The sequence below is a fragment of the Neorhizobium sp. DAR64872/K0K18 genome (assembly GCF_050500175.1).
GTDB classification, from domain to species: Bacteria; Pseudomonadota; Alphaproteobacteria; order Rhizobiales; family Rhizobiaceae; genus Neorhizobium; species Neorhizobium soli.
Window position 1 is genome coordinate 193,874 of the sequence record NZ_CP191445.1, and the last position, 19,222, is coordinate 213,095.

Sequence of the window (19,222 nt, forward strand, 5' to 3'; positions counted from 1 at the left end):
CGCGGACCATACTCCGAGGACGTATTTTGATCGTCCCAATCGAAGTGAAATGGGCGGCGCTCCTGCCGCCGTCCATTCCAGCAAGATCGAGGTCACCATGCTCACTTTCGTTCGCAAGCGCGCCTTTGCCAGCCTCATCTCGCTCGTCGGGCTGCTGGTCATGGTGTTCTTCCTGTCGCGCCTGACAGGCGACCCGGCTTCCCTTTTTCTCCCCGTCGAAGCATCGGCCGAAATGAAGGCCGAGTTCCGTGCACTGCACGGCCTCGATCAGCCGCTTCTCGTGCAGTTCGGCCAGTATGTCGGCAATGTCGTGACCGGCGATCTCGGCGAAAGCCTGCGCAAGGCGCGCCCGGCGCTCGATGTCGTGCTCGAAGCCTTCACTTGGACGCTGTGGCTTGCCGTCATCACCATGACGCTGGTCACCATCGCGGCGATCGTCGTCGGCTCGCTTGCTGCGTTTCGCACTGGCGGCTTCTTCGACCGGTTTTCCTCGATGGTGTCGCTGATCGGTGCTTCCGTCCCGGATTTCTGGCTCGCGATCGTCGCAATCGTGGTGTTTGCCATCCAGCTGTCCTGGCTGCCAACCTCCGGCACGGGTACGCTCTCGCACTGGATCCTGCCGATCTGCGTGCTGTTCGTGCGCCCATTCGGTATCATCGTGCAGGTGGTGCGCGGCTCGATGATTTCAGCGCTGTCTTCGGCCTATGTGAAGACGGCTCGCGCCAAGGGCGTCAAATCCGGGCCGATCATCTTTATCCACGCCCTGCGCAACGCCATGCTGCCGGTCATAACAGTGATCGGCGATCAGGCTGCCAGCCTTCTCAACGGCGCGGTCATCGTCGAAACTATCTTCGGTTTCCCGGGCGTCGGCAAGCTCATGATCGACAGCATCCTGCAGCGAGACTTCAACGTCGTGCTGGCGGCGATCCTTGTCACCGCTTTCGCCATCTTCCTCATGAACCTCGTGATCGATCTTGCCTACGCTCTGCTTGATCCACGCATCCGCTACTGAGGATCGACATGACAATGGCCGTCCCATCCCCCACGCCCGACAATACCATCGCCGCCGAGCCGGGCTTCTTCGTCCGCATGGCGCGTATGCTGTGGGCCGACAAGTTCGCGCTCTGCGCCGCGATATTTCTGGTGTTCGTCATTGTGATGGCGATCATCGGCCCGACCCTTCTCGATGATCTCGCGACCAAGCAGAACCTTCGCGGCCGCAATCTGGCACCGTTCGATTTCAGCCGCGACTGGTTTATGTGGCTCGGAGCCGATGCGCTGGGTCGCCCGCTCTGGCCGCGCATCATTGTCGCCACGCAAAACACGATCATGGTCGCGGCCGGCGCCGTGCTGATCTCCGCTGTCATCGGCACGCTGCTTGGCCTGATCGCCGGCTTCGCGTCGGAGCGGACCAGCCAGATCATCATGCGTATCGCCGACGTCATCATGTCCTTCCCGTCGCTGCTGGTTGCGGTGATCGTGCTTTATATTCTCGGCTCATCGATCCTCAACCTGATGCTGGTCCTGTCGATCACCCGTATCCCGGTCTATCTGCGCACCACCCGAGCGGAAGTTCTCGAAATTAAGAGCCGCATGTTCGTGCAGGCCGCCCGCGTCATGGGCGCATCGTCCAAGCGCATACTCTTCCGACACATCCTGCCCGTCGTCTTTCCGACGCTGATGACGCTTGCCACGCTCGATTTTGCCTATGTGATGCTGGCGGAAAGCGCGCTTTCCTTCCTCGGCATCGGCATCCAGCCGCCGGAAATCACCTGGGGCCTGATGATTGCCCAGGGGCGCCAATACCTGACCAATGCCTGGTGGCTGTCCTTCTGGCCCGGTCTTGCAATCATTCTGACCACGCTTTCGCTCAACCTTCTGTCCAACTGGCTGCGGATTGCGCTCGACCCGGTTCAGCGCTGGCGCCTGGAAATGAAAGGATCGAAACATGGCTGATCATCTTCTCGAGGTCCGCGATCTCTCCGTCGACTTTCACACCGTGTCCGGCACCGTCCACGCCGTGCGCAACATTTCCTACTATCTCGACCGTGGCGAAACGCTCGCCATCCTCGGCGAAAGCGGTTCTGGCAAATCGGTATCGTCGGCGGCGATCATGAACCTGATCGACATGCCGCCGGGCAAGATCACGTCCGGCGAGATCCTGCTCGACGGCAAGAATCTCTTGAAAATGTCGGGGGAGGCTCGCCGCGCGGTCAACGGCCGGCGCATCGCGATGATTTTTCAGGATCCGCTCAGCCACCTCAACCCGGTCTATAGCGTCGGCTGGCAGATGCGCGAGGCGCTAAAAACCCACGGCATCAGCACCACACAGGCGCAGGCCGAAGCCTTGCGTCTCTTCAAGCGCGTGGCGCTGCCGGATCCTGAAGCTGCGCTCGACAAATATCCGCACGAGTTTTCCGGCGGCCAGCGTCAGCGCGTCATGATCGCCATGGCGCTGGCGCTCAAACCCGACCTGCTGATTGCCGATGAGCCGACCACCGCGCTCGATGTCACCGTGCAGGCGGAAGTGCTGGCACTTTTGAAGGAATTGCAGCGCGAAACGGGAATGGGTGTTCTGATCATCACCCACGATCTCGGCGTCGTCTCTGAGGTCGCCGACCGCGTCGTCGTCATGGAAAAGGGCCAGCTTGTCGAAAGCGGCACGGTGCGCGACGTCTACCGCAACCCTCAGCACGCCTACACCAAGAAGCTGATCGCCGCCGCCCCCGGCAAGGGCGACATGCACGAGCCGGACGAACACGGCGCATCGATCCTCAGCGTCAAGGATGTCCGCAAGTTCTATGGGGGATTCGAAGCGCTCAAGGGCGTGTCCTTCGAGCTGAAGCCCGGTGAAACCGTCGCCGTCGTTGGCGAAAGCGGGTCGGGAAAATCGACGCTTGCCCGCGTCCTGTTGCGCCTCGAAGAGCCAGATGGCGGCACTGCGCGCTGGAAGGGCAAGGACCTCTTCACGATGTCGCCGGGCGACCTGTTCAAGCTGCGCCGCGATCTGCAGATGGTCTTTCAGGACCCGACGCAGTCGCTCAATCCGCGCATGACGGTCTATCAGCTGATCTCCGAGGCCTGGGTCATCCACCCGGAAATCCTGCCCAAAGCCAAATGGCGGGAGCGTGCCGCCGAACTGCTCGATCAGGTCGGCCTGTCGCCTGAGCATATGGGGCGCTATCCGCACCAGTTTTCCGGCGGTCAGCGCCAGCGCATCGCCATTGCCCGCGCCCTTGCACTCGAGCCGCAACTGATCGTCTGCGACGAGGCCGTGTCGGCGCTCGACGTGTCTGTCCAGGCGCAGGTGATCCGGCTGCTCGACGGGTTGCGCAAGAAGATGGGCATCGCCTTTATTTTCATCGCCCACGACCTGCCGCTGGTGCGCGATTTCGCCGATTACGTGATGGTCATGCAGAAGGGCGAGGTCGTCGAGTTCGGCACTGTCGCGCAGGTCTTCGACAATCCGCAAATGCCCTATACGCAGGCGCTTCTTGCCGCGAGCCTCGATCCGGATCCGGATGTGCAGGCCGCAAACCGCAATGCGCGCCTCGCACGCGTTTCCCAGATTTGATCCCGGAGTAGAATAATGACCAAGAAAGCCTTCGTCGCGATCGTGACATGCTTCAACGACGACGAGACCATCAATTACGAGGCCACGCGCGCTCAGGTGCGCCGCCAGGTCGCGGCCGGCAACAACATCATGTGCGCCGGCACCAACGGCGATTTTTCGGCGCTGACCCACGGCGAAAAGATCAAACTGCTCGAGGAAGTGGTCGATGAAGTCGGCGGCAAGGTCGATGTCATCGTCAATGCCGGCATGCCCGCGACATTCGAGACGCTGCAGCTTGCTAGGGAATTCGACCGGATCGGCGTGACCGGCATCGCCGTCATCACGCCGTTCTTCATCGCCTGCACGCAGGATGGCTTGGTCCGCCACTTCTCGACGGTCGCTGATGCGGTCGACACCCCGGTCTATCTCTATGACATTCCCGCCCGTACCCAGAACCATATCGAGCCGGAAACCGCCCGCAAACTGGCGACCCACGGTAATATCGCGGGCATCAAGGATTCCGGTGGCGCGCAGGAAACGCTCGCCGCCTATCTTCAGGTCTCCAAGGACGTCGACGGTTTCGAAGTCTATTCCGGTCCCGACCATCTGGTGCTCTGGGCGCTGCAGAACGGCGCTGCGGGCTGCATTTCCGGTCTCGGAAACGCTATGCCTGACGCCTTGGCCGGCATCGTCGGCGGATTCAATTCAGGCGATATCGCAGAAGCCGAACGTCAGCAGGACATCTACACCGCTTTCCGCACCGATCTCTACGCCCACGGCTTCCCGCCGGCCATGGTCAAGCGCGCGCTCTACCTGCAGGACCCCTCCGTCGGCGCCAGCCGCCAGCCGGCACTGCTGCCGAATGCGGATCAGGACGCCCGCATCGGCGAAACGCTGAAGACGTTCGGACTGCTGTAAGCAACGACTGAGATATTGAAGGTCCGGACCGGAACCGTGCTGCAGTCATGCAGCGCTGACGCCTGATGCTGCGCTCAGCTATTCTGGGGCACTCGGCCATGAAGAGTGGAGTCAGGCAGCACGAGGCCCGATTAACGATCCAAGACTCGTCCGAGGACTGGATTGGCGAGGCATGCTCCCCAAATCGAGCGCCGGCTGCCTCTGCAGATCTAGCTGGAGAGATCACGCACTGCGGAGCTTCCAACAAGAGCGCGAATCTCCGGCAATAGGGGATTGCGGTTTTCGCTGCTCCATATGGCATGCAGTTCCGCGATGCATTCTTGCCTGAGGTCGAGCGGGCGGAAGACGACGTTGTCGAAGCATGCGTGGCGGGTTGCCGCGGGGACGATGGCGAGGCCGATGCCGGCGCTGACCAGCGACAGGATGGCCTGTGAATGCGTCATGCTCTGGACGATGTGGGGCGTGATGTTGTTGTCGGTCATCAATGCGGCGAGCTTTTCGTGTAGATAGCGGGCCTGGGGTGAGAACATGATGATCGGTTCGCCGTTCAGCGTCTCGAGCGGGGGCCTTCGCCTCGACGCCAGCGGGTGAGCCCGCGGGATGGCAAGCATCATCGGCTCCTGCACAACGCACAGGCTCTGCAGTTGATGCGCGCCGGAAAGCGGGCGGGAGAAGCCGAGGTCGACATCGCCGCGATTGATCGCCTGCAACTGTTCGGCCGTTTCCATCTGTACCAGGTCGAGTTCGATCTGCGGCGTAAGCGTCCGGGCGGCTGATATGAAGTGCGGCAGAAAGCCGTAGGTTGCGGCGCCGACGAAAGCGATCCGGATGGAGCCGGCGCTGCCGCGGGCGGCGCGGCGTGTTGCCGTTATCGCTGCATCGCCTTGTGCCAGAAGCTTTTGCGCTTCGGCTAGAAACGCGAGGCCCGCCGGGGTCAGCGTGACGCGCCGGCTGTTGCGCTCGAAGAGCGTCACGTCGAGTTGCTGTTCCAGCAATCTGATCTGCCGGCTGAGTGGCGGCTGGGTCATGTTCAACTGCCTCGCGGCGCGGCTGAAATTGAGTTCCGACGCGACGGCGACGAAGGATTTCACCTGAACCATATCGAGCATCTATTCAATTCCTGTATCGCTGAGCAACAATCTTCGGTTTGGACTTAAATTGATCGGACGCGTATTCGTCAAGAAGGACGCTCCTTGCGGGCGCAGGACAGGAGGGTTCGGAGACATGGACGCGCAAATGGAAAAGAAGACTGTATCGCAAGCCGTTGTTGAGGCGGATAGCATTGCCTGGATCAAGCTGTCTTCGGTCTTCCTGCCGCTGAAGACGCCGATCAGCGACGCGAAGGTGCTGACCGGGCGGCAACGCCCGCTCACCGAAGTGGCGTTCCTGTTTGCCGAGATCGAGACGAAGCATGGCCATTCCGGTATAGGCTTCAGCTATTCCAAGCGCGCCGGAGGTCCTGGCCAGTACGAGCATGCCAAGGAAATCGCCAATGTGCTGATCGGCGAGGATCCGAACGATATAGGCAAGCTGTGGAATAAGCTGTGCTGGGCGGGGGCATCGGTTGGGCGCAGCGGGCTTGCGGTGCAGGCGATCGCGGCCTTCGACGTGGCGCTGTGGGACCTTAAGGCCAAGCGCGCCGGGCTGCCCCTCGCAAAGCTGCTGGGTGCGCATCGCGATAGCGTGCAGTGTTACAATACGTCCGGTGGATTTCTCTCTTCTCCGATCGAGGAGGTTCTCGAGAATGTCGAGCAGTCGATCGCGGCGGGTATCGGCGGTATCAAGATCAAGGTCGGCCAGCCGGATATGGCGAACGATCTGAAACGTGTGGCGGCCGTGCACGAGCGTATCGGCGAGCGGGCGGCGATGATGGTCGATGCCAACCAGCAATGGGACCGCCCGACCGCCATGCGCTTCGGCCGCCTGATGGAGCCCTATCACCTGACCTGGATCGAGGAGCCGCTGGATGCCTATGACGTCGAGGGGCATGCGGCACTTGCAGCCCAGCTTGATACGCCCATCGCGACCGGTGAGATGCTGACGAGTGTGCTGGAGCATGTGGCGCTGATCCAGAACAATTCGGTCGATTTCATCCAGCCGGACGCCCCGAGAGTGGGTGGCATCACGCCGTTTCTGAAGATCTGCGCGCTGGCGGAGGCGAAAAAACTCCAGCTCGCCCCGCATTTCGCTATGGAAATTCACCTGCATCTTGCCGCAGCCTATGAGCTGGAGCCGTGGGTAGAGCATTTCGACTGGCTCGATCCGCTGTTCAACGAACGGCTCGAGATCCGAGATGGGCGCATGCTGGTACCAAACCGTCCGGGCCTCGGGATCACGCTTTCGGAACAGGCTGCCCACTGGACACGCGGCACGGCGGAGTTCGGCAAGCGGGCCTGAGGCTCAGGCGGTTCCTCGGACGACGATGTGGAAATCGATATTGATCATCGCTTCCACATTCTTGTCGCCAGCAATTTTTCTAAGGATCGACTGGGCTGCTTTGGTTCCGATATCGCGGCGATCGATGCGCACGGTGGTCAGCGGCGGGTGGGTGTGAGGCGCAAAGTCGAAATCACCGAACCCGACGATGGCAAGTTCGTCCGGCATGCGGCATCCGCGGGCGTAAGCTTCCGCCAGTGCTCCATGGGCAACCACGTCCGACGAGCAGAATACCCCGAGAGTTCCCTTTCCGCGATCGAGAAGTTGTGCCATCGCCAGCCTTCCGTCGCGGAAGGTGGAGGGCGAATTCATTTCCAGGTCCGGCAGTTCGACATCGGCGACGCCTCTCAGGCGGCTGACGAAACCGTCGCGGCGCTGGACGGCGCGCGGATCGTTGGCGCCAACCTGTGCGTAACGGTCATATCCCCGGATGAGAAGATGGTCGGCAACCAGTGCACCGACGGCGGCATGCGAAAACCCGACGGCGGTATCGAGTGGCGAAGGTGTCGAATCCCAGATCTCGACGATTGGCAGGCCGGCGCCCGTCAGCATCGCGCGGGTTTCCTTGAGATGTGTGATGCCGGTAAGGATCACGCCATCGGGCCGGCGGGCAAGAATGGCGCGGGTCAGTTCCAGTTCGCGCGCTGGCTCATAGCCGGAAAGGCCGAGCAGCAGCTGATAACCGGCAGAGACCAGTTCGGCATTGAGGCCCTCGATTGTTTCGGCAAAGATGGTGCTGGCAACAGAGGGAACGATCGCGGCGATGAGCCTTGTCCTTCGGGAGGCGAGGCCGCCCGCGAGAAGATTGGGCACATAGCCCGTCCTCGCAATGACTTTCTCGATCGCCTCCAGCGTCCGCGGTTTGACCAGAGCGGGCGTGTTGATAGCACGCGACACGGTGACAGGCGAGACCCCTGCGAGCTTCGCGATATCGGCAAGTGTCACCGGGCTGTTGCTCGTCATGCGCTTGATATTGAAATCGTCTGTCATCGTGAGTGTCCCCGTCAAAATGAGTTACGCTTTCATTTCAGAACTAATCAAGTGGGCGTGGAGAAAATCCTGCTGCTAGAAGCACAAAGCATTGATTTAAAGAACTTTAAAAATTTGCCTTGGAGGTTGCGGTCGTGGATTTTGGCGATAGAATGAAAGCGCTACCATTTCTTCGGGAGGAGGGTTTCGAAGAGTGGTTAAATGGGACCGGCTAGATGCCGGATAAGTGGAGGAAGTACTATGAACCTCAAGCGTTTCATGACGTTGGCGGCCGCTACGGCCGTGATTTCAGCAGTCGGCATGACGGCTGGCCGTGCGCAGGACTATCCGACCAAGACCGTGACCGTCGTCGTTCCCTTTGCGGCCGGCGGCAATACCGACACATTCGGCCGCCTCGTCGCGGAAGAACTCGACAAGCGGTTGGGCCAGCGTTTCATTGTTGAGAACAAGCCAGGCGCCGGCGGCAATATCGGCCTTGGCGATCTCGCCCGCTCCAAGCCGGATGGCTACACGATCGGCATGGGCACAGTCAGCTCGAACGCGATCAACCAGACACTTTACAAAAACCTCCCTTACGACCGGGAAAAGGGCTTTGCGCCGATTTCGCTGATCGCCAGCCTGCCGAACGTGCTCGTCGTCAACCCGGACAAGATCAAGGCGAACACTGTCGAGGAACTCGTCGCGTTCCTGAAAACGGAGCCGGGCAAACATACCTACGCTTCGTCAGGTGTCGGCACATCGATTCACCTTGCAGGTGAGCTGCTCGCGACAAAGACCGGCATCAAGATCACGCATGTCCCCTACAAGGGTAGCAGCCAGGCCATCCTGGACGTTGTCGCCGGACATGTGGATATGATGTTCGACAATATTCCCACTGCCGCCCAGCAGGTAAAGGCCGGCAAGGTGAAGGCGCTGGCCGTCACCAGCCTGGAAAAGGCCAATCTGCTCGCTGACGTGCCGACCATGGCAAGCGTCATCCCAGGCTTTGAGGCGACCTCCTGGCACGGGCTCTTTGCTCCTCCCGGCACGCCGCCGGAAATCGTCGAAAAGCTCAGCAAGGAAGTGCAGGCGATCGTTGCCGATCCCGCGATGAAGGCAAAGCTCGAAGCGATGGGCGTGACACCTGTCGGCAATACGTCGGCCGAGTTCCAGGCCTTCATCGACAAGGAAACGGCGAAGTGGGCCGAAGTCATCAAGGCCGCCAACGTGCCGCTGCAGTGAGACAATCTGCCGGCCGGGTCTAGTCTCCGGCCGGCACATCTTTCACACCTGAGTATCAAGCCATGCTGAAAATTAGAAACGGCCGCGACTTCGTCGGCGGCGTGACGATGATTTGCGCCGGACTTCTGTTCATCTGGTTCGGCCGCGAGCTCGCAGTCGGCACCTCGTTTCAGATGGGCCCCGGCTATTTCCCGATCATGCTGAGCCTGCTCCTGATCGGGATCGGTGGGCTGATCATCGTGCAGGCACTGATGGTCGGCGTCGAGGCGAGCGAGCCGGAGGTCTGGAACTGGAAGGCCTATGCCCTGGTGATTGCGGCGCCGGTCGGCTTCGGCCTGTTGCTCTCGGGCCTTGGTCTTGCGCCTACGATGTCCCTCATGATCGTCGGGGTCGCGACCGCAAGCCGATACGCAAACTGGCGGCACTCGATCCTGCTGGGGCTGTTTCTCGCGGTCTGTTCCTCTCTGCTTTTCACAAAACTCCTTTCGCTTCCTGTCAGCGCCTTCGGCCCATGGGTTCCCTTCATCGGCGAACTCATCTGACGCTCGCATCTGATGCCTTAGGGCAGCCGACGAAACCGGATTGGATTGCATATGGATCTCTTTTCTAACCTCTGGCTCGGCGCCTCGACCGCCTTCATGCCGATGAACCTGTTCTATGGGTTTGTCGGCTGTCTCTTGGGCACCGCAATCGGCGTGCTGCCCGGGCTCGGGCCAACGGCCACGATCGCCATGCTTTTGCCGATCACCTTCGGACTGCCGCCCGAATCCGCCCTCATTATGCTCGCCGGTATTTTCTACGGCGCCCAGTATGGCGGCTCGACGACGGCGGTGCTCATCAACCTTCCGGGCGAAAGCTCGTCCGTCGTCACCGCGATCGACGGTTACCAAATGGCCCGAAACGGTCGCGCCGGAGCAGCGCTTGCGACCGCAGCTCTCGGATCCTTCTTCGCCGGCACGGTCGCGACGATCCTGCTTGCGGTCGCAGCACCGCCGCTTGCCGCAGTCGCCCTCAATTTCGGGCCGGCGGAATATTTCTCGCTGATGGTTCTCGGCCTCGTCGCGTCCGTGGCGCTTGCCAGCGGATCGCTGCTCAAGGCATTCGCGATGATCGTGTTCGGACTTATCCTCGGCACGGTCGGGACAGACGTCGAGAGCGGAACGCCGCGCTATGTCTTCGACATTCCGGAACTCTATGACGGACTGAATTTCGTCGCCGTCAGCATGGGTATATTCGGCATCTGCGAAATCCTGCGCAATCTGGAAAGCGAGCAGGAACGCTCGGTAGGCATCAAGAAGGTAACCGGCCTGATGCTGACCAAGGAGGATTTCAAGCGCATCATCGCGCCGGTCCTGCGCGGCACGGCACTCGGCTCCTTCCTTGGCGTGCTGCCGGGTGGCGGGGCGATGCTTGCGTCGTTTGCCTCTTACGCGGTGGAAAAACGGATCTCTCCGAACCGCGCCGAATTCGGCAAAGGGGCGATCGAGGGTGTGGCTGCGCCGGAAGCGGCCAACAATGCCGGCGCGCAAACCTCGTTCATCCCCATGTTGACGCTCGGCATTCCCGGCAACCCGGTGATGGCGCTGATGGTGGGCGCAATGATCATCCAGGGCATTACACCCGGCCCGAACGTGATCTCCGACGAGCCGGAACTGTTCTGGGGCATGATCGTCTCGATGTGGTCGGGCAATCTGATGCTTGTGATCCTCAACCTGCCCCTGATCGGGCTCTGGGTGCGGATGCTGACGGTCCCCTATCATTTGCTGTTTCCGGCCATCATCGGCTTCTGCTGCATCGGCGCCTACAGCATCAACAACAGCGTGTTCGACGTCTTCGTCATGGCAGGCTTCACCGTCATCGGTTTCGCGCTCAGCAAGATGCGCTTCGAGCCGGCGCCGCTGCTTCTCGGTTTCATTCTCGGACCGATGCTGGAGGAAAACCTGCGTCGCGCGATGCTGATCAGCCAGGGCGATCCGTCGATCTTCGTGCGCAGCCCGCTCAGCCTGTCGCTGCTGATCTTCGCCGTCGCCGTTCTCGCGCTCGTTCTGGCGCCGAGCATCAGCCGCAAACGCGAAGAGGCGTTTACCGAATAAGCGATCATCTTGATCTTGGAGAGTGCCCTCGCGGCACGGGAGTTTGGAATGGCAGGCAGGAAGACTTACGAAGAACTACGCTCGGCGCGCTGGATGATGCCCGATGACCAGCGGTCGTTCGGACATCGGTCGCGAACGATGCAGATGGGCTATGCCCCGGAGGACTGGGAAGGCCGGCCGATCATCGCGATCATTAACACCTGGTCGGATGCGCAGCCCTGCCACATGCATTTTCGCGAGCGTGTGGAATGGGTAAAGCGCGGCGTGCTGCAGGCGGGCGGTTTCCCGATGGAGCTGCCTGCGCTGTCGCTGTCTGAAAATTTCGTCAAGCCGACCACGATGCTTTATCGCAACATGCTGGCCATGGAGACGGAAGAGCTACTCCGCTCGCACCCCGTCGACGGCGCCGTGCTGATGGGTGGCTGTGACAAGACCACGCCCGGCCTGGTGATGGGCGCGGTATCGATGGGCGTTCCCTTTATCTATCTGCCGGCCGGACCGATGCTGCGCGGCAATTATGCCGGCAAGGCGCTGGGCTCCGGCACGGACGGGTTCAAATACTGGGACGAGCGACGGGCAGGCACGATTTCCAAGGAGGAATGGCAGGGGATCGAGGGCGGTATCGCCCGAAGCTATGGGCACTGCATGACGATGGGCACGGCCTCCACGATGACGGCGATTGCCGAAGGCATGGGGCTGACGCTGCCGAACGCCTCTTCCATTCCGGCTGCAGATGCCAACCACCAGCGCATGTCGGCCACCTGCGGGCGTCGCATCGTCGAGATGGTGTGGGAGGATCTGACGCCGGACAAGGTGATCACGCCGGCTGCCGTGAACAATGCCGTGACGATCGCGATGGCGACGGGGTGTTCGACCAATGCGATCATTCACCTGATCGCCATGGCGCGCCGGGCCGGCATTCCGCTCGAACTCGACGACCTTGACCGGATCGGCCGCACCACGCCCGTCATTGCCAATATCCGCCCATCCGGCAGCACCTATCTGATGGAAGACTTCTTTTATGCCGGCGGCCTGAGGGCACTGATGAAGCAACTGGGCGACAAGCTCGATCCGACGGCGATCACCGTCACCGGCCTGCCGCTGACCGAAGGGCTGGATCAGGTGAAGATCTACAACGAGGACGTCATTCGGCCGCTCGACAATCCGGTCTATCATGAAGGGTCTCTCGCCGTGCTGAAGGGCAACCTTTGCCCGGATGGAGCGGTGATCAAGCCCGCCGCCTGCGATCCGAAATTCCACAAGCACCGTGGCCCGGCACTGGTGGCGGACAGCTATGCCGAACTGAAGACGATCATCGACGACCCGGATTATCCGCTGACGCCGGAAACCGTGCTGGTCCTGCGCAATGCCGGGCCTCAAGGCGGGCCGGGCATGCCGGAATGGGGCATGATCCCGATGCCGAAGGCGCTTCTGAAGCTTGGACTGCGCGATATGGTCCGCATTTCCGATGCCCGCATGTCGGGCACGAGTTTCGGCGCCTGCGTGTTGCATGCTTCGCCTGAAGCCTTTGTCGGCGGTCCGCTGGCACTGCTGAAAACCGGTGACATGGTGGAACTCGATATTCCGGAGCGCAGCCTCAACATGCTGGTCTCCGGCGACGAGCTCGACGCTCGTCGCGCCGCCTGGGTGGCGCCGGAACCGCGCTATGAACGGGGCTACGGCTTCATGTTCACCAAACATATCGAGCAGGCCGACAAGGGCTGCGACTTCGACTTCCTGAAGACGGACTTCGGCGCCAAGGTGACCGAGCCGGCGATCAATTGAGCAAGCATCAAGGAGAGACTATGAACCCCGCAACCCGTGACAAACTGATTGGCGTCTCCGTCGCGACGCTCTGCTCGGCGCTCTACAAGCGTGGCCTCAGGAACCAGACAATTCAGGACGTGCGGCCGGTTAAGCCGAAGGGTCGAAATATGGTCGGGCCCGCCTTCACGTTACGCTACATGCCGGCGCGCGAGGACCGCAATCCGATGACGGTGTTTCGCAACCCTCAGCATCCGCAGCGCCACGCGATCGAGACCTGCCCGCAGGGCCACGTGCTTGTGATGGACAGCCGAAAGGACGCCCGTGCAGCGTCGGCCGGCGATATCCTGATCACCCGGCTGATGGTGCGCGGCGGGGCAGGGGTCGTGACCGATGGCGGCTTTCGTGACGCGATGGTAATCGGCGAACTGGACATCCCCGCCTATCATCACCGACCCTCCAGCCCGACAAACCTCACCCTGCACGAAGCGATCGACATCAACGTGCCGATCGGCTGCGGCGACGTCGCCGTATTCCCGGGCGATATCGTGGTCGGCGACGACGACAGTGTCATCATCATCCCGCTGGAAATCGCCGATGACATCGCAGACGAGGCGGTCGAGATGACGGCCTACGAGGATTTTGTCGCCGAACGGGTCAAGGCCGGCCACACGATCATCGGCCTGTATCCCGCCACGGACGAGAACAATTTGTCGATCTTCGCCGAATGGAGAAAGGCGAATGGTCGGTGAGGGGATGGAGGTCGGGGTCCAGGGTGACGGTAGGCCAAGACCTCTGGAGAAGGCGCTTGCGGAGCTATCCAGGATTTCCAGGATATTTCGTTGTGAGGATACGTGATCCGTGGGTGTGTGAGTTTCAAATTGCAACCAACAAGAAGCGCTCATCCGGTGTTAGAAAGCAGCGAAGGGCTAGCCTTGTCCGGTCAGCAGGAAGTTCTACAGGACAAGTTGTAGACCAGATGCGAGTAGGTTCGGACCCCACCAAGGGTGGGTATGGCCGGCCACACGCCAAAACAGGGTAACGTCTTTAGGAAAGCCTGCAGCGCAACTGCGTTCAGAGGAATTACATGAACCGTTACCCCGTAACTGCTCCGACGTCGCAACATCAGTCGTCTGCATGGCATAACTCTTGAAAATCCATCTTCATTACGTCTCATGCTCGTCTGCGCGAATTTCCTTCGTGCTTATTCGCGAAATCATATCGTTTGACGATCTTTCAGGAAATTAGTTCCTTGGCATTCTCAACAAGACGAGGATGCTTTGACCAAAATCGGATTCAGAATGCTGGAGCGCACAGGCGCTCCCGTACCCCGCAACGTCATCGACGCCTTTCTTAGTATCGGCGTGGCTCAGGCGAGTGATTGCATGGGTCGTCTCTACGGCTCCCGAGAACTCACTGCCATCCACGGTACAAATCAGCGCATGGCGGGCACAGCGCTGACGGTAAAAACACGCCCTGGTGACAATCTCCTCATTCACCAGGCAATCGCCTCCGCGCAGCCGGGCGATATCATCGTCGTGGACGGTGGCGGCTGCACAGCCAATGCTCTAGTCGGAGAACTGATGCTGAAGCAGGCGCAGGCGCGCGGAATTGCCGGCTTTGTCATCGATGGCATGGTTCGCGACGCGGAAGCATTCGAGCGCGAGAAATTCCCGTGCTTTGCGCGCGGACTTTCTCATCGCGGCCCGTTCAAGGACGGCCCCGGCGAGTTGAATGTTCCAGTCGCAGTCGGTGGTCTCGTGGTGCAGGCAGGTGACGTGATCATAGGCGATCTGGATGGTCTGCTGTCCATACCGGCAAGCCATGCAGCCGAGGTGCTGGCGATGGCCCAAGCGACGGAGGCCAGCGAACAGAAACGGATGACAATGATTGCCGCCGGGACCTATCAAAAGCCGTGGCTTGTCCCGGCACTTGCAAAGCTTGCCGAGGACTACGCATGACCATTGTTGCTCAGCGGATGCGGCAGGTGAAGCTGTCGCCCAGCGTCGCCGCCCGCATTGTCCTCAATCGCCTGCGCGAAGAGGGACGTCGCATTATCGACCTGACGATCGGCGAGCCCGATTTTGATACCCCGGCCCATATCCGTAGGGCTGCGGTCGAGGCCATGGAATGTGGTGAGACCAGGTATCCGCTGTCGCAGGGAACGATGCCGCTCCGCCAGGCAGTCGCCGATCGCCTGATCCTCGACACTGGCGTCAGCTACCCCGTCGACCAGATTATCGTCAGCACCGGTGCCAAGCAGGTTCTCTACAATGCGCTGATGTCATCGCTGGAGACCGGTGACGAGGTCATCATCCCGGCCCCTTACTGGGTCTCCTATCCGGACATGGTCGAACTTGCCGGCGGCACGCCCGTTGTCCTGTCGACCGATGCAACCCGCCGGTACAAGATCGATCCGCAAGCCCTGGCGAGAGCAATCACGCCCAAGACGAAGTGGCTGATGATGAATGCCCCGAGCAATCCGTCGGGTGCCGTCTACGACGAGGCGGAACTGCTGGCCTTGGCAGAGGTCCTGCGCGCCAACCCGAATGTCTGGGTGATGACCGATGATATCTATGCGCGGCTCACCTTCAACGGCCGCCCTGCGCCGCACATTCTCCAGGTGGCCCCGGATCTCGCCGAGCGCATCCTGGTGGTGAACGGGGTTTCCAAAGCCTATGCCATGACTGGATGGCGCATCGGCTACGGCGCAGGTCCGAAGGATCTGATCAAGGCGATGGCCGTGGTCCAGTCGCAGAGCACATCGGGGGCCTGCTCGATCAGCCAGGCCGCCGCTCTCGCAGCATTGACCGGCCCGCAGGACTGCGTCGCCGCTTTCGCGACTTCGTTCCAAAAGCGTCGCGATGCCGCTCTGGCAATTCTATCGACCGCGCCTGGCCTTCAAGCCGTCTCGCCAGATGGCGGCTTCTATATCTTTCCGGATTGTACGGCGTTGATCGGCAAGACCGCACCCGACGGCACCGTGATCAACAGCGATGCCGAACTTGTTCAGTATATTCTAAAGGAAACCGGGGTTGCTCTGCTCGACGGGGGCTCCTACGGCGTGCCCGGCACATTTCGCCTCTCCTTCGCCTCTGCCATCGACGACGTGCGCGAGGGGTGTGAAGCTATCAGGGCGGTGTGCTCTGCACTGTCTGAATGACGAAAGACCAACCACCCGGCCCAAAAAGTCGGCTCTAAAAATAAAAAGAGAGGGAATAATGACAATGAAAATTCTTGCCAGCCTTGCGATCGCTCTGCCCATTGCTTTTTCGGCAGTTGCCGCGAAGGCGGACCAACTCGAAGACATCAAAGCACGCGGAACGATGGTGTGCGGGACGCTTGGCACCTCGCAGCCGTTCAGCTTTCAGGACAACGCGACACGCACGCTGGTCGGCTACGACGTCGACGTCTGCAAGTATGTCGCCGACAAGCTGGGGGTAAAGGTCGAGTACAAGCTACTCGCCGTCGCAGCCCGCATCCCGGAACTGCAGAGCGGTCGCGTGGATATCGTTGCCGCCAACCTCGGCTGGTCGAAGGATCGCGCCGAACAAATCGAGTTCAGCCATCGCTACTACACGACGCCGCAGAAGCTTCTGGTACGAGCAGACAGCGACATCAAAACAATCGAGGATCTCGCCGAAAAGAGGATCGGCGCAACCAAGGGGTCCAGCTCCGAAAGGGTGATCCAGGAGCGCCTGCCGAATGCCCGCGTCATCGGCTACGCCGATAGCCCGGCCGCCTTCCTGTCGCTGCAGCAACGCAAGGTCGATGCGCAGTTCGCTTCGGAACTGGTGCTGGTACGCCTCGTCAACCAGAGCCCGGACGGTTCGCCGACCCGCATCCTCGACAAGGCCGTTGTCGATGAGCCATGGGGTCTCGGGATCAAGAAGGGTGAACTCGGCCTCCTGAAGGCAGTGAACAGCGCCCTCGACGAGGCCGAATCCTCTGGCGAGGGACAAAAGATCTACGACAAGTGGTTCGGCGACGCGACGGACTACAAGCTGAAGCGCTCCTTCACCATCGGCCCGATCGCCGCCGAATAATCGAGGTCAACCGGCAGGTTGCGCTCCTTTGGCAAGGAACGCGACCTGGCTTTGCGTGAGGCGAGAATGGACCTACTTACGGCTGATCAGATCCAGCAACTGCTTTGGGGGCTGAAGACCACCATCCTGCTGTTTGCGGTGTGCTGGTTGATGGCTTTCACCATTGGGCTCGCACTCGTGCTGGTCAGAGCAACCGAGATCGCGACCTGCCGATGGATCGTTGATGCGTTTGTCGCCTATCATCGCAATGTGCCGCTGCTCGTGCAGGTCATGTTCTGGTATTTCGGCATGCCGGAATTGTTGCCGGAGGGCCTGCGCTACTGGCTCTACGACCACAATGCCGAATTTTGTTTCGCAGCCATTGCGCTGGCACTCGGCAATTCCGCCTATCTCGCCGAGGACATTCGAAGCGGCCTCCGCGCCATTCCGCACACCCAATTCGAGGCGGCACGGTCGCTCGGCTGCAGCTACATGCAGACCATGCGCTACATCGTCGTACCACAGGCATTGCGCATTTCGCTGCCGCCGCTCGTCGGACGCGCCCTGCTGCTGTTCAAAAACACCAGCGTCGCCATGGCTATTGGCGTGGCCGAACTCACGTACAAGACGCGCGAGATCGAAAACCTGACCTTCAAGACATTCACCGTCTTCGGTATTGCCACCCTCCTCTACCTTATCGGAACCCTGTTGATCATGGCTTTCGGCTCGTGGCTGGAAAAGCGGACCCGCATCGGTGAGAAGGACGCTTCCCATGCTTGATATCATCCGCGAGTACTGGCTGAGCTTCCTGGTCGGGCAGTATCCGAACGGGCCGCTCGGCGGTCTAGCGATGACGCTGATTGTGGCGGTCATCAGCATTCTCCTGTCCTTCCCGCTCGCCATCGGCCTGGCACTGTCACGCCTGTCAGCCTTCCGCTGGCTGCGCCTGATGAGCGCATTCGTCGTCAACATCGTGCGCGGCATCCCACTGTTGATGCTCATTTTCTGGTGCTACTTCGTCATTCCGATCGCGACCGGTTATGCGGCCAGCGGATTTTGGACCATGGTCTGCGCGCTAACCATCTACGAAGCCGCCTATCTGTCCGAGGTCGTGCGTTCGGGGATCGCTGCTCTTCCCAAGGGGCAGTTCGAGGCATCCCGATCGCTGGGAGCGGGCTATGGCCTGACTATCCGCAGCATTGTGCTGCCTCAGGCGCTGTTCAACGTATTGCCAAGCATGACCAGCCAGTTCATCTCCACCATCAAGGAAACGTCGCTCGGCTATGTCATCGCTGTCAACGAACTGACCTTTGCGGCCAACCAGGTGAACGGTCTGCTTCTGACGAAGCCGCTGCAAGTCTTCACCATTCTCGCTATTACTTACTTCATCGTCTGCTTCCTGCTCACCCGCGGGCTGACGGCGCTTGAAACATCCATCCGCCGCAGGAGAGGCCTCGCATGAGCGACATCGATATCAGCACTGCCATGGTCTCGTTCGACAAGGTCAACAAATGGTACGGCACTCATCAAGTGCTGACCGACGTTTCTTTCCAGATACCGAAAGGCCAGGTTGTCGTGGTCTGTGGTCCCTCGGGTTCAGGCAAGTCGACGCTGATACGCACGATCAACAGTCTGGAGCCGATCCAGGATGGACGCATTCTCCTCGACGGGGTGGACGTCCATGGCCCAAAGACGGATCTCAACCAGTTGCGCCAGCGCGTGGGCTTCGTTTTCCAGCAGTTTAACCTCTTCCCGCATATGAGCGTTCTGGACAACATTACCTTCGCGCCGATCAAGATCCAGAAGCGGCCGCGCGCCGAGGCGGAGGAGTTCGCTCGTAAGCTTCTCGACCGCGTCGGGCTCTCCGAAAAGGCGGGAAGCTTCCCCGGCTTTCTGTCAGGCGGACAACAGCAGCGCGTCGCCATTGCTCGTGCTTTGGCGCTTCGCCCTCCGGTAATCCTGTTTGACGAACCAACAAGTGCGCTCGATCCGGAAATGGTCGGCGAGGTGCTGGCGGTGATGAAGTCGCTTGCAAGCGAAGGCATGACTATGGTCTGTGTCACGCACGAAATGGGTTTCGCAAGAGATGTCGGCGATCGCGTGATTTTCATGGACCAGGGTCGGACCGTCGTTGATACGACACCCGAGATGTTCTTTAATAATCGCGAACATCCACGGGTACAGCGCTTCCTCTCCGACATAAAGGGGCAACACTAGGCAGC

18 protein-coding genes are annotated in these 19,222 nt (G+C 60.6%); 16 read left to right on the forward strand and 2 right to left on the reverse strand.

The annotated features are described in order from the left end of the window. The first annotated feature begins 97 nt into the window (after positions 1–97). From ACQY1P_RS00910 to ACQY1P_RS00925, 4 genes are read left to right on the forward strand one after another with little or no spacing between them, the layout of a single operon-like run. Complete coding sequence (locus ACQY1P_RS00910; protein WP_092663432.1) at positions 98–1,012, forward strand: ABC transporter permease; 915 nt, start codon at positions 98–100, stop codon at positions 1,010–1,012. Positions 1,013–1,026: 14 nt separating this feature from the next. Continuing rightward, positions 1,027–1,956: an ABC transporter permease gene (locus ACQY1P_RS00915; protein ID WP_430253489.1), complete on the forward strand. Its 930-nt coding sequence runs from the start codon at positions 1,027–1,029 to the stop codon at positions 1,954–1,956. After that, positions 1,949–3,574: an ABC transporter ATP-binding protein gene (locus ACQY1P_RS00920; protein ID WP_430253491.1), complete on the forward strand. Its 1,626-nt coding sequence runs from the start codon at positions 1,949–1,951 to the stop codon at positions 3,572–3,574. Before ACQY1P_RS00915 ends, ACQY1P_RS00920 begins: the two co-directional genes overlap by 8 nt. A 15-nt stretch (positions 3,575–3,589) precedes the next feature. Then, positions 3,590–4,471 carry a dihydrodipicolinate synthase family protein gene (locus ACQY1P_RS00925; protein WP_184655886.1) on the forward strand — a complete coding sequence of 294 codons (882 nt, stop codon included), beginning with the start codon at positions 3,590–3,592 and terminating at the stop codon, positions 4,469–4,471. 209 nt (positions 4,472–4,680) lie between these two features. Here the strand turns inward: ACQY1P_RS00925 and ACQY1P_RS00930 are convergent, their stop codons facing one another. After that, positions 4,681–5,580, reverse strand: coding sequence for a LysR family transcriptional regulator (locus tag ACQY1P_RS00930; protein ID WP_430253492.1), 900 nt, complete (start codon positions 5,578–5,580; stop codon positions 4,681–4,683). A gap of 127 nt (positions 5,581–5,707) precedes the next feature. On the opposite strand from ACQY1P_RS00930, the gene ACQY1P_RS00935 reads away from it, so the two are divergent. Continuing rightward, positions 5,708–6,868: an L-talarate/galactarate dehydratase gene (locus tag ACQY1P_RS00935; protein ID WP_430253494.1), complete on the forward strand. Its 1,161-nt coding sequence runs from the start codon at positions 5,708–5,710 to the stop codon at positions 6,866–6,868. Positions 6,869–6,871: 3 nt separating this feature from the next. On the opposite strand, the gene ACQY1P_RS00940 is transcribed toward ACQY1P_RS00935, so the two are convergent. After that, positions 6,872–7,897, reverse strand: coding sequence for a LacI family DNA-binding transcriptional regulator (locus ACQY1P_RS00940; protein WP_430253496.1), 1,026 nt, complete (start codon positions 7,895–7,897; stop codon positions 6,872–6,874). A 240-nt stretch (positions 7,898–8,137) separates the two neighbouring features. Between ACQY1P_RS00940 and ACQY1P_RS00945 the strand changes: the two genes are divergently transcribed. The 11 genes from ACQY1P_RS00945 to ACQY1P_RS00995 all read left to right on the forward strand — a co-directional run bounded on the left by ACQY1P_RS00945 (position 8,138) and on the right by ACQY1P_RS00995 (position 19,217). After that, a complete protein-coding gene (locus ACQY1P_RS00945; protein ID WP_092662788.1) occupies positions 8,138–9,118 on the forward strand; it encodes a Bug family tripartite tricarboxylate transporter substrate binding protein in 981 nt (326 codons plus the stop codon). A gap of 62 nt (positions 9,119–9,180) precedes the next feature. Beyond that, entirely contained in the window at positions 9,181–9,660 is a 480-nt protein-coding gene (locus ACQY1P_RS00950; protein ID WP_430253498.1) for a tripartite tricarboxylate transporter TctB family protein, read from the forward strand. A 51-nt stretch (positions 9,661–9,711) separates the two neighbouring features. Beyond that, positions 9,712–11,211, forward strand: coding sequence for a tripartite tricarboxylate transporter permease (locus ACQY1P_RS00955; RefSeq protein WP_430253500.1), 1,500 nt, complete (start codon positions 9,712–9,714; stop codon positions 11,209–11,211). A gap of 48 nt (positions 11,212–11,259) precedes the next feature. Continuing rightward, entirely contained in the window at positions 11,260–12,996 is a 1,737-nt protein-coding gene (gene araD / locus ACQY1P_RS00960; protein ID WP_430253502.1) for an L-arabinonate dehydratase, read from the forward strand. Positions 12,997–13,016: 20 nt separating this feature from the next. Continuing rightward, positions 13,017–13,727: a ribonuclease activity regulator RraA gene (locus tag ACQY1P_RS00965; RefSeq protein ID WP_430253504.1), complete on the forward strand. Its 711-nt coding sequence runs from the start codon at positions 13,017–13,019 to the stop codon at positions 13,725–13,727. Between the two features lie 528 nt (positions 13,728–14,255). Beyond that, positions 14,256–14,936 (forward strand): RraA family protein, encoded by a 681-nt coding sequence (locus ACQY1P_RS00970; protein ID WP_430253506.1) that lies wholly within the window; start codon positions 14,256–14,258, stop codon positions 14,934–14,936. Further along, entirely contained in the window at positions 14,933–16,138 is a 1,206-nt protein-coding gene (locus tag ACQY1P_RS00975; RefSeq protein WP_430253508.1) for an aminotransferase class I/II-fold pyridoxal phosphate-dependent enzyme, read from the forward strand. Before ACQY1P_RS00970 ends, ACQY1P_RS00975 begins: the two co-directional genes overlap by 4 nt. 58 nt (positions 16,139–16,196) lie before the next feature. Beyond that, on the forward strand, positions 16,197–17,021 hold the full coding sequence (locus ACQY1P_RS00980; RefSeq protein ID WP_430253510.1) for an ABC transporter substrate-binding protein: 825 nt from the start codon (positions 16,197–16,199) through the stop codon (positions 17,019–17,021). A gap of 66 nt (positions 17,022–17,087) precedes the next feature. Further along, entirely contained in the window at positions 17,088–17,780 is a 693-nt protein-coding gene (locus ACQY1P_RS00985; RefSeq protein WP_430253512.1) for an amino acid ABC transporter permease, read from the forward strand. After that, complete coding sequence (locus tag ACQY1P_RS00990) at positions 17,773–18,462, forward strand: amino acid ABC transporter permease (protein ID WP_192087430.1); 690 nt, start codon at positions 17,773–17,775, stop codon at positions 18,460–18,462. The genes ACQY1P_RS00985 and ACQY1P_RS00990 overlap by 8 nt, the downstream gene beginning before the upstream one ends. Then, positions 18,459–19,217 (forward strand): amino acid ABC transporter ATP-binding protein, encoded by a 759-nt coding sequence (locus tag ACQY1P_RS00995; protein WP_274598281.1) that lies wholly within the window; start codon positions 18,459–18,461, stop codon positions 19,215–19,217. Before ACQY1P_RS00990 ends, ACQY1P_RS00995 begins: the two co-directional genes overlap by 4 nt. Positions 19,218–19,222: the final 5 nt, after the last annotated feature.

Coding starts and splice junctions, on each gene's coding strand:
- ACQY1P_RS00910 (WP_092663432.1), top strand. CDS start 98: ATGCTCACTTTCGTTCGCAAGCGCGCCTTTGCCAGCCTCATCTCGCTC.
- ACQY1P_RS00915 (WP_430253489.1), top strand. CDS start 1,027: ATGGCCGTCCCATCCCCCACGCCCGACAATACCATCGCCGCCGAGCCG.
- ACQY1P_RS00920 (WP_430253491.1), top strand. CDS start 1,949: ATGGCTGATCATCTTCTCGAGGTCCGCGATCTCTCCGTCGACTTTCAC.
- ACQY1P_RS00925 (WP_184655886.1), top strand. CDS start 3,590: ATGACCAAGAAAGCCTTCGTCGCGATCGTGACATGCTTCAACGACGAC.
- ACQY1P_RS00930 (WP_430253492.1), bottom strand. CDS start 5,580: ATGCTCGATATGGTTCAGGTGAAATCCTTCGTCGCCGTCGCGTCGGAA.
- ACQY1P_RS00935 (WP_430253494.1), top strand. CDS start 5,708: ATGGAAAAGAAGACTGTATCGCAAGCCGTTGTTGAGGCGGATAGCATT.
- ACQY1P_RS00940 (WP_430253496.1), bottom strand. CDS start 7,897: ATGACAGACGATTTCAATATCAAGCGCATGACGAGCAACAGCCCGGTG.
- ACQY1P_RS00945 (WP_092662788.1), top strand. CDS start 8,138: ATGAACCTCAAGCGTTTCATGACGTTGGCGGCCGCTACGGCCGTGATT.
- ACQY1P_RS00950 (WP_430253498.1), top strand. CDS start 9,181: ATGCTGAAAATTAGAAACGGCCGCGACTTCGTCGGCGGCGTGACGATG.
- ACQY1P_RS00955 (WP_430253500.1), top strand. CDS start 9,712: ATGGATCTCTTTTCTAACCTCTGGCTCGGCGCCTCGACCGCCTTCATG.
- araD (WP_430253502.1), top strand. CDS start 11,260: ATGGCAGGCAGGAAGACTTACGAAGAACTACGCTCGGCGCGCTGGATG.
- ACQY1P_RS00965 (WP_430253504.1), top strand. CDS start 13,017: ATGAACCCCGCAACCCGTGACAAACTGATTGGCGTCTCCGTCGCGACG.
- ACQY1P_RS00975 (WP_430253508.1), top strand. CDS start 14,933: ATGACCATTGTTGCTCAGCGGATGCGGCAGGTGAAGCTGTCGCCCAGC.
- ACQY1P_RS00980 (WP_430253510.1), top strand. CDS start 16,197: ATGACAATGAAAATTCTTGCCAGCCTTGCGATCGCTCTGCCCATTGCT.
- ACQY1P_RS00985 (WP_430253512.1), top strand. CDS start 17,088: ATGGACCTACTTACGGCTGATCAGATCCAGCAACTGCTTTGGGGGCTG.
- ACQY1P_RS00990 (WP_192087430.1), top strand. CDS start 17,773: ATGCTTGATATCATCCGCGAGTACTGGCTGAGCTTCCTGGTCGGGCAG.
- ACQY1P_RS00995 (WP_274598281.1), top strand. CDS start 18,459: ATGAGCGACATCGATATCAGCACTGCCATGGTCTCGTTCGACAAGGTC.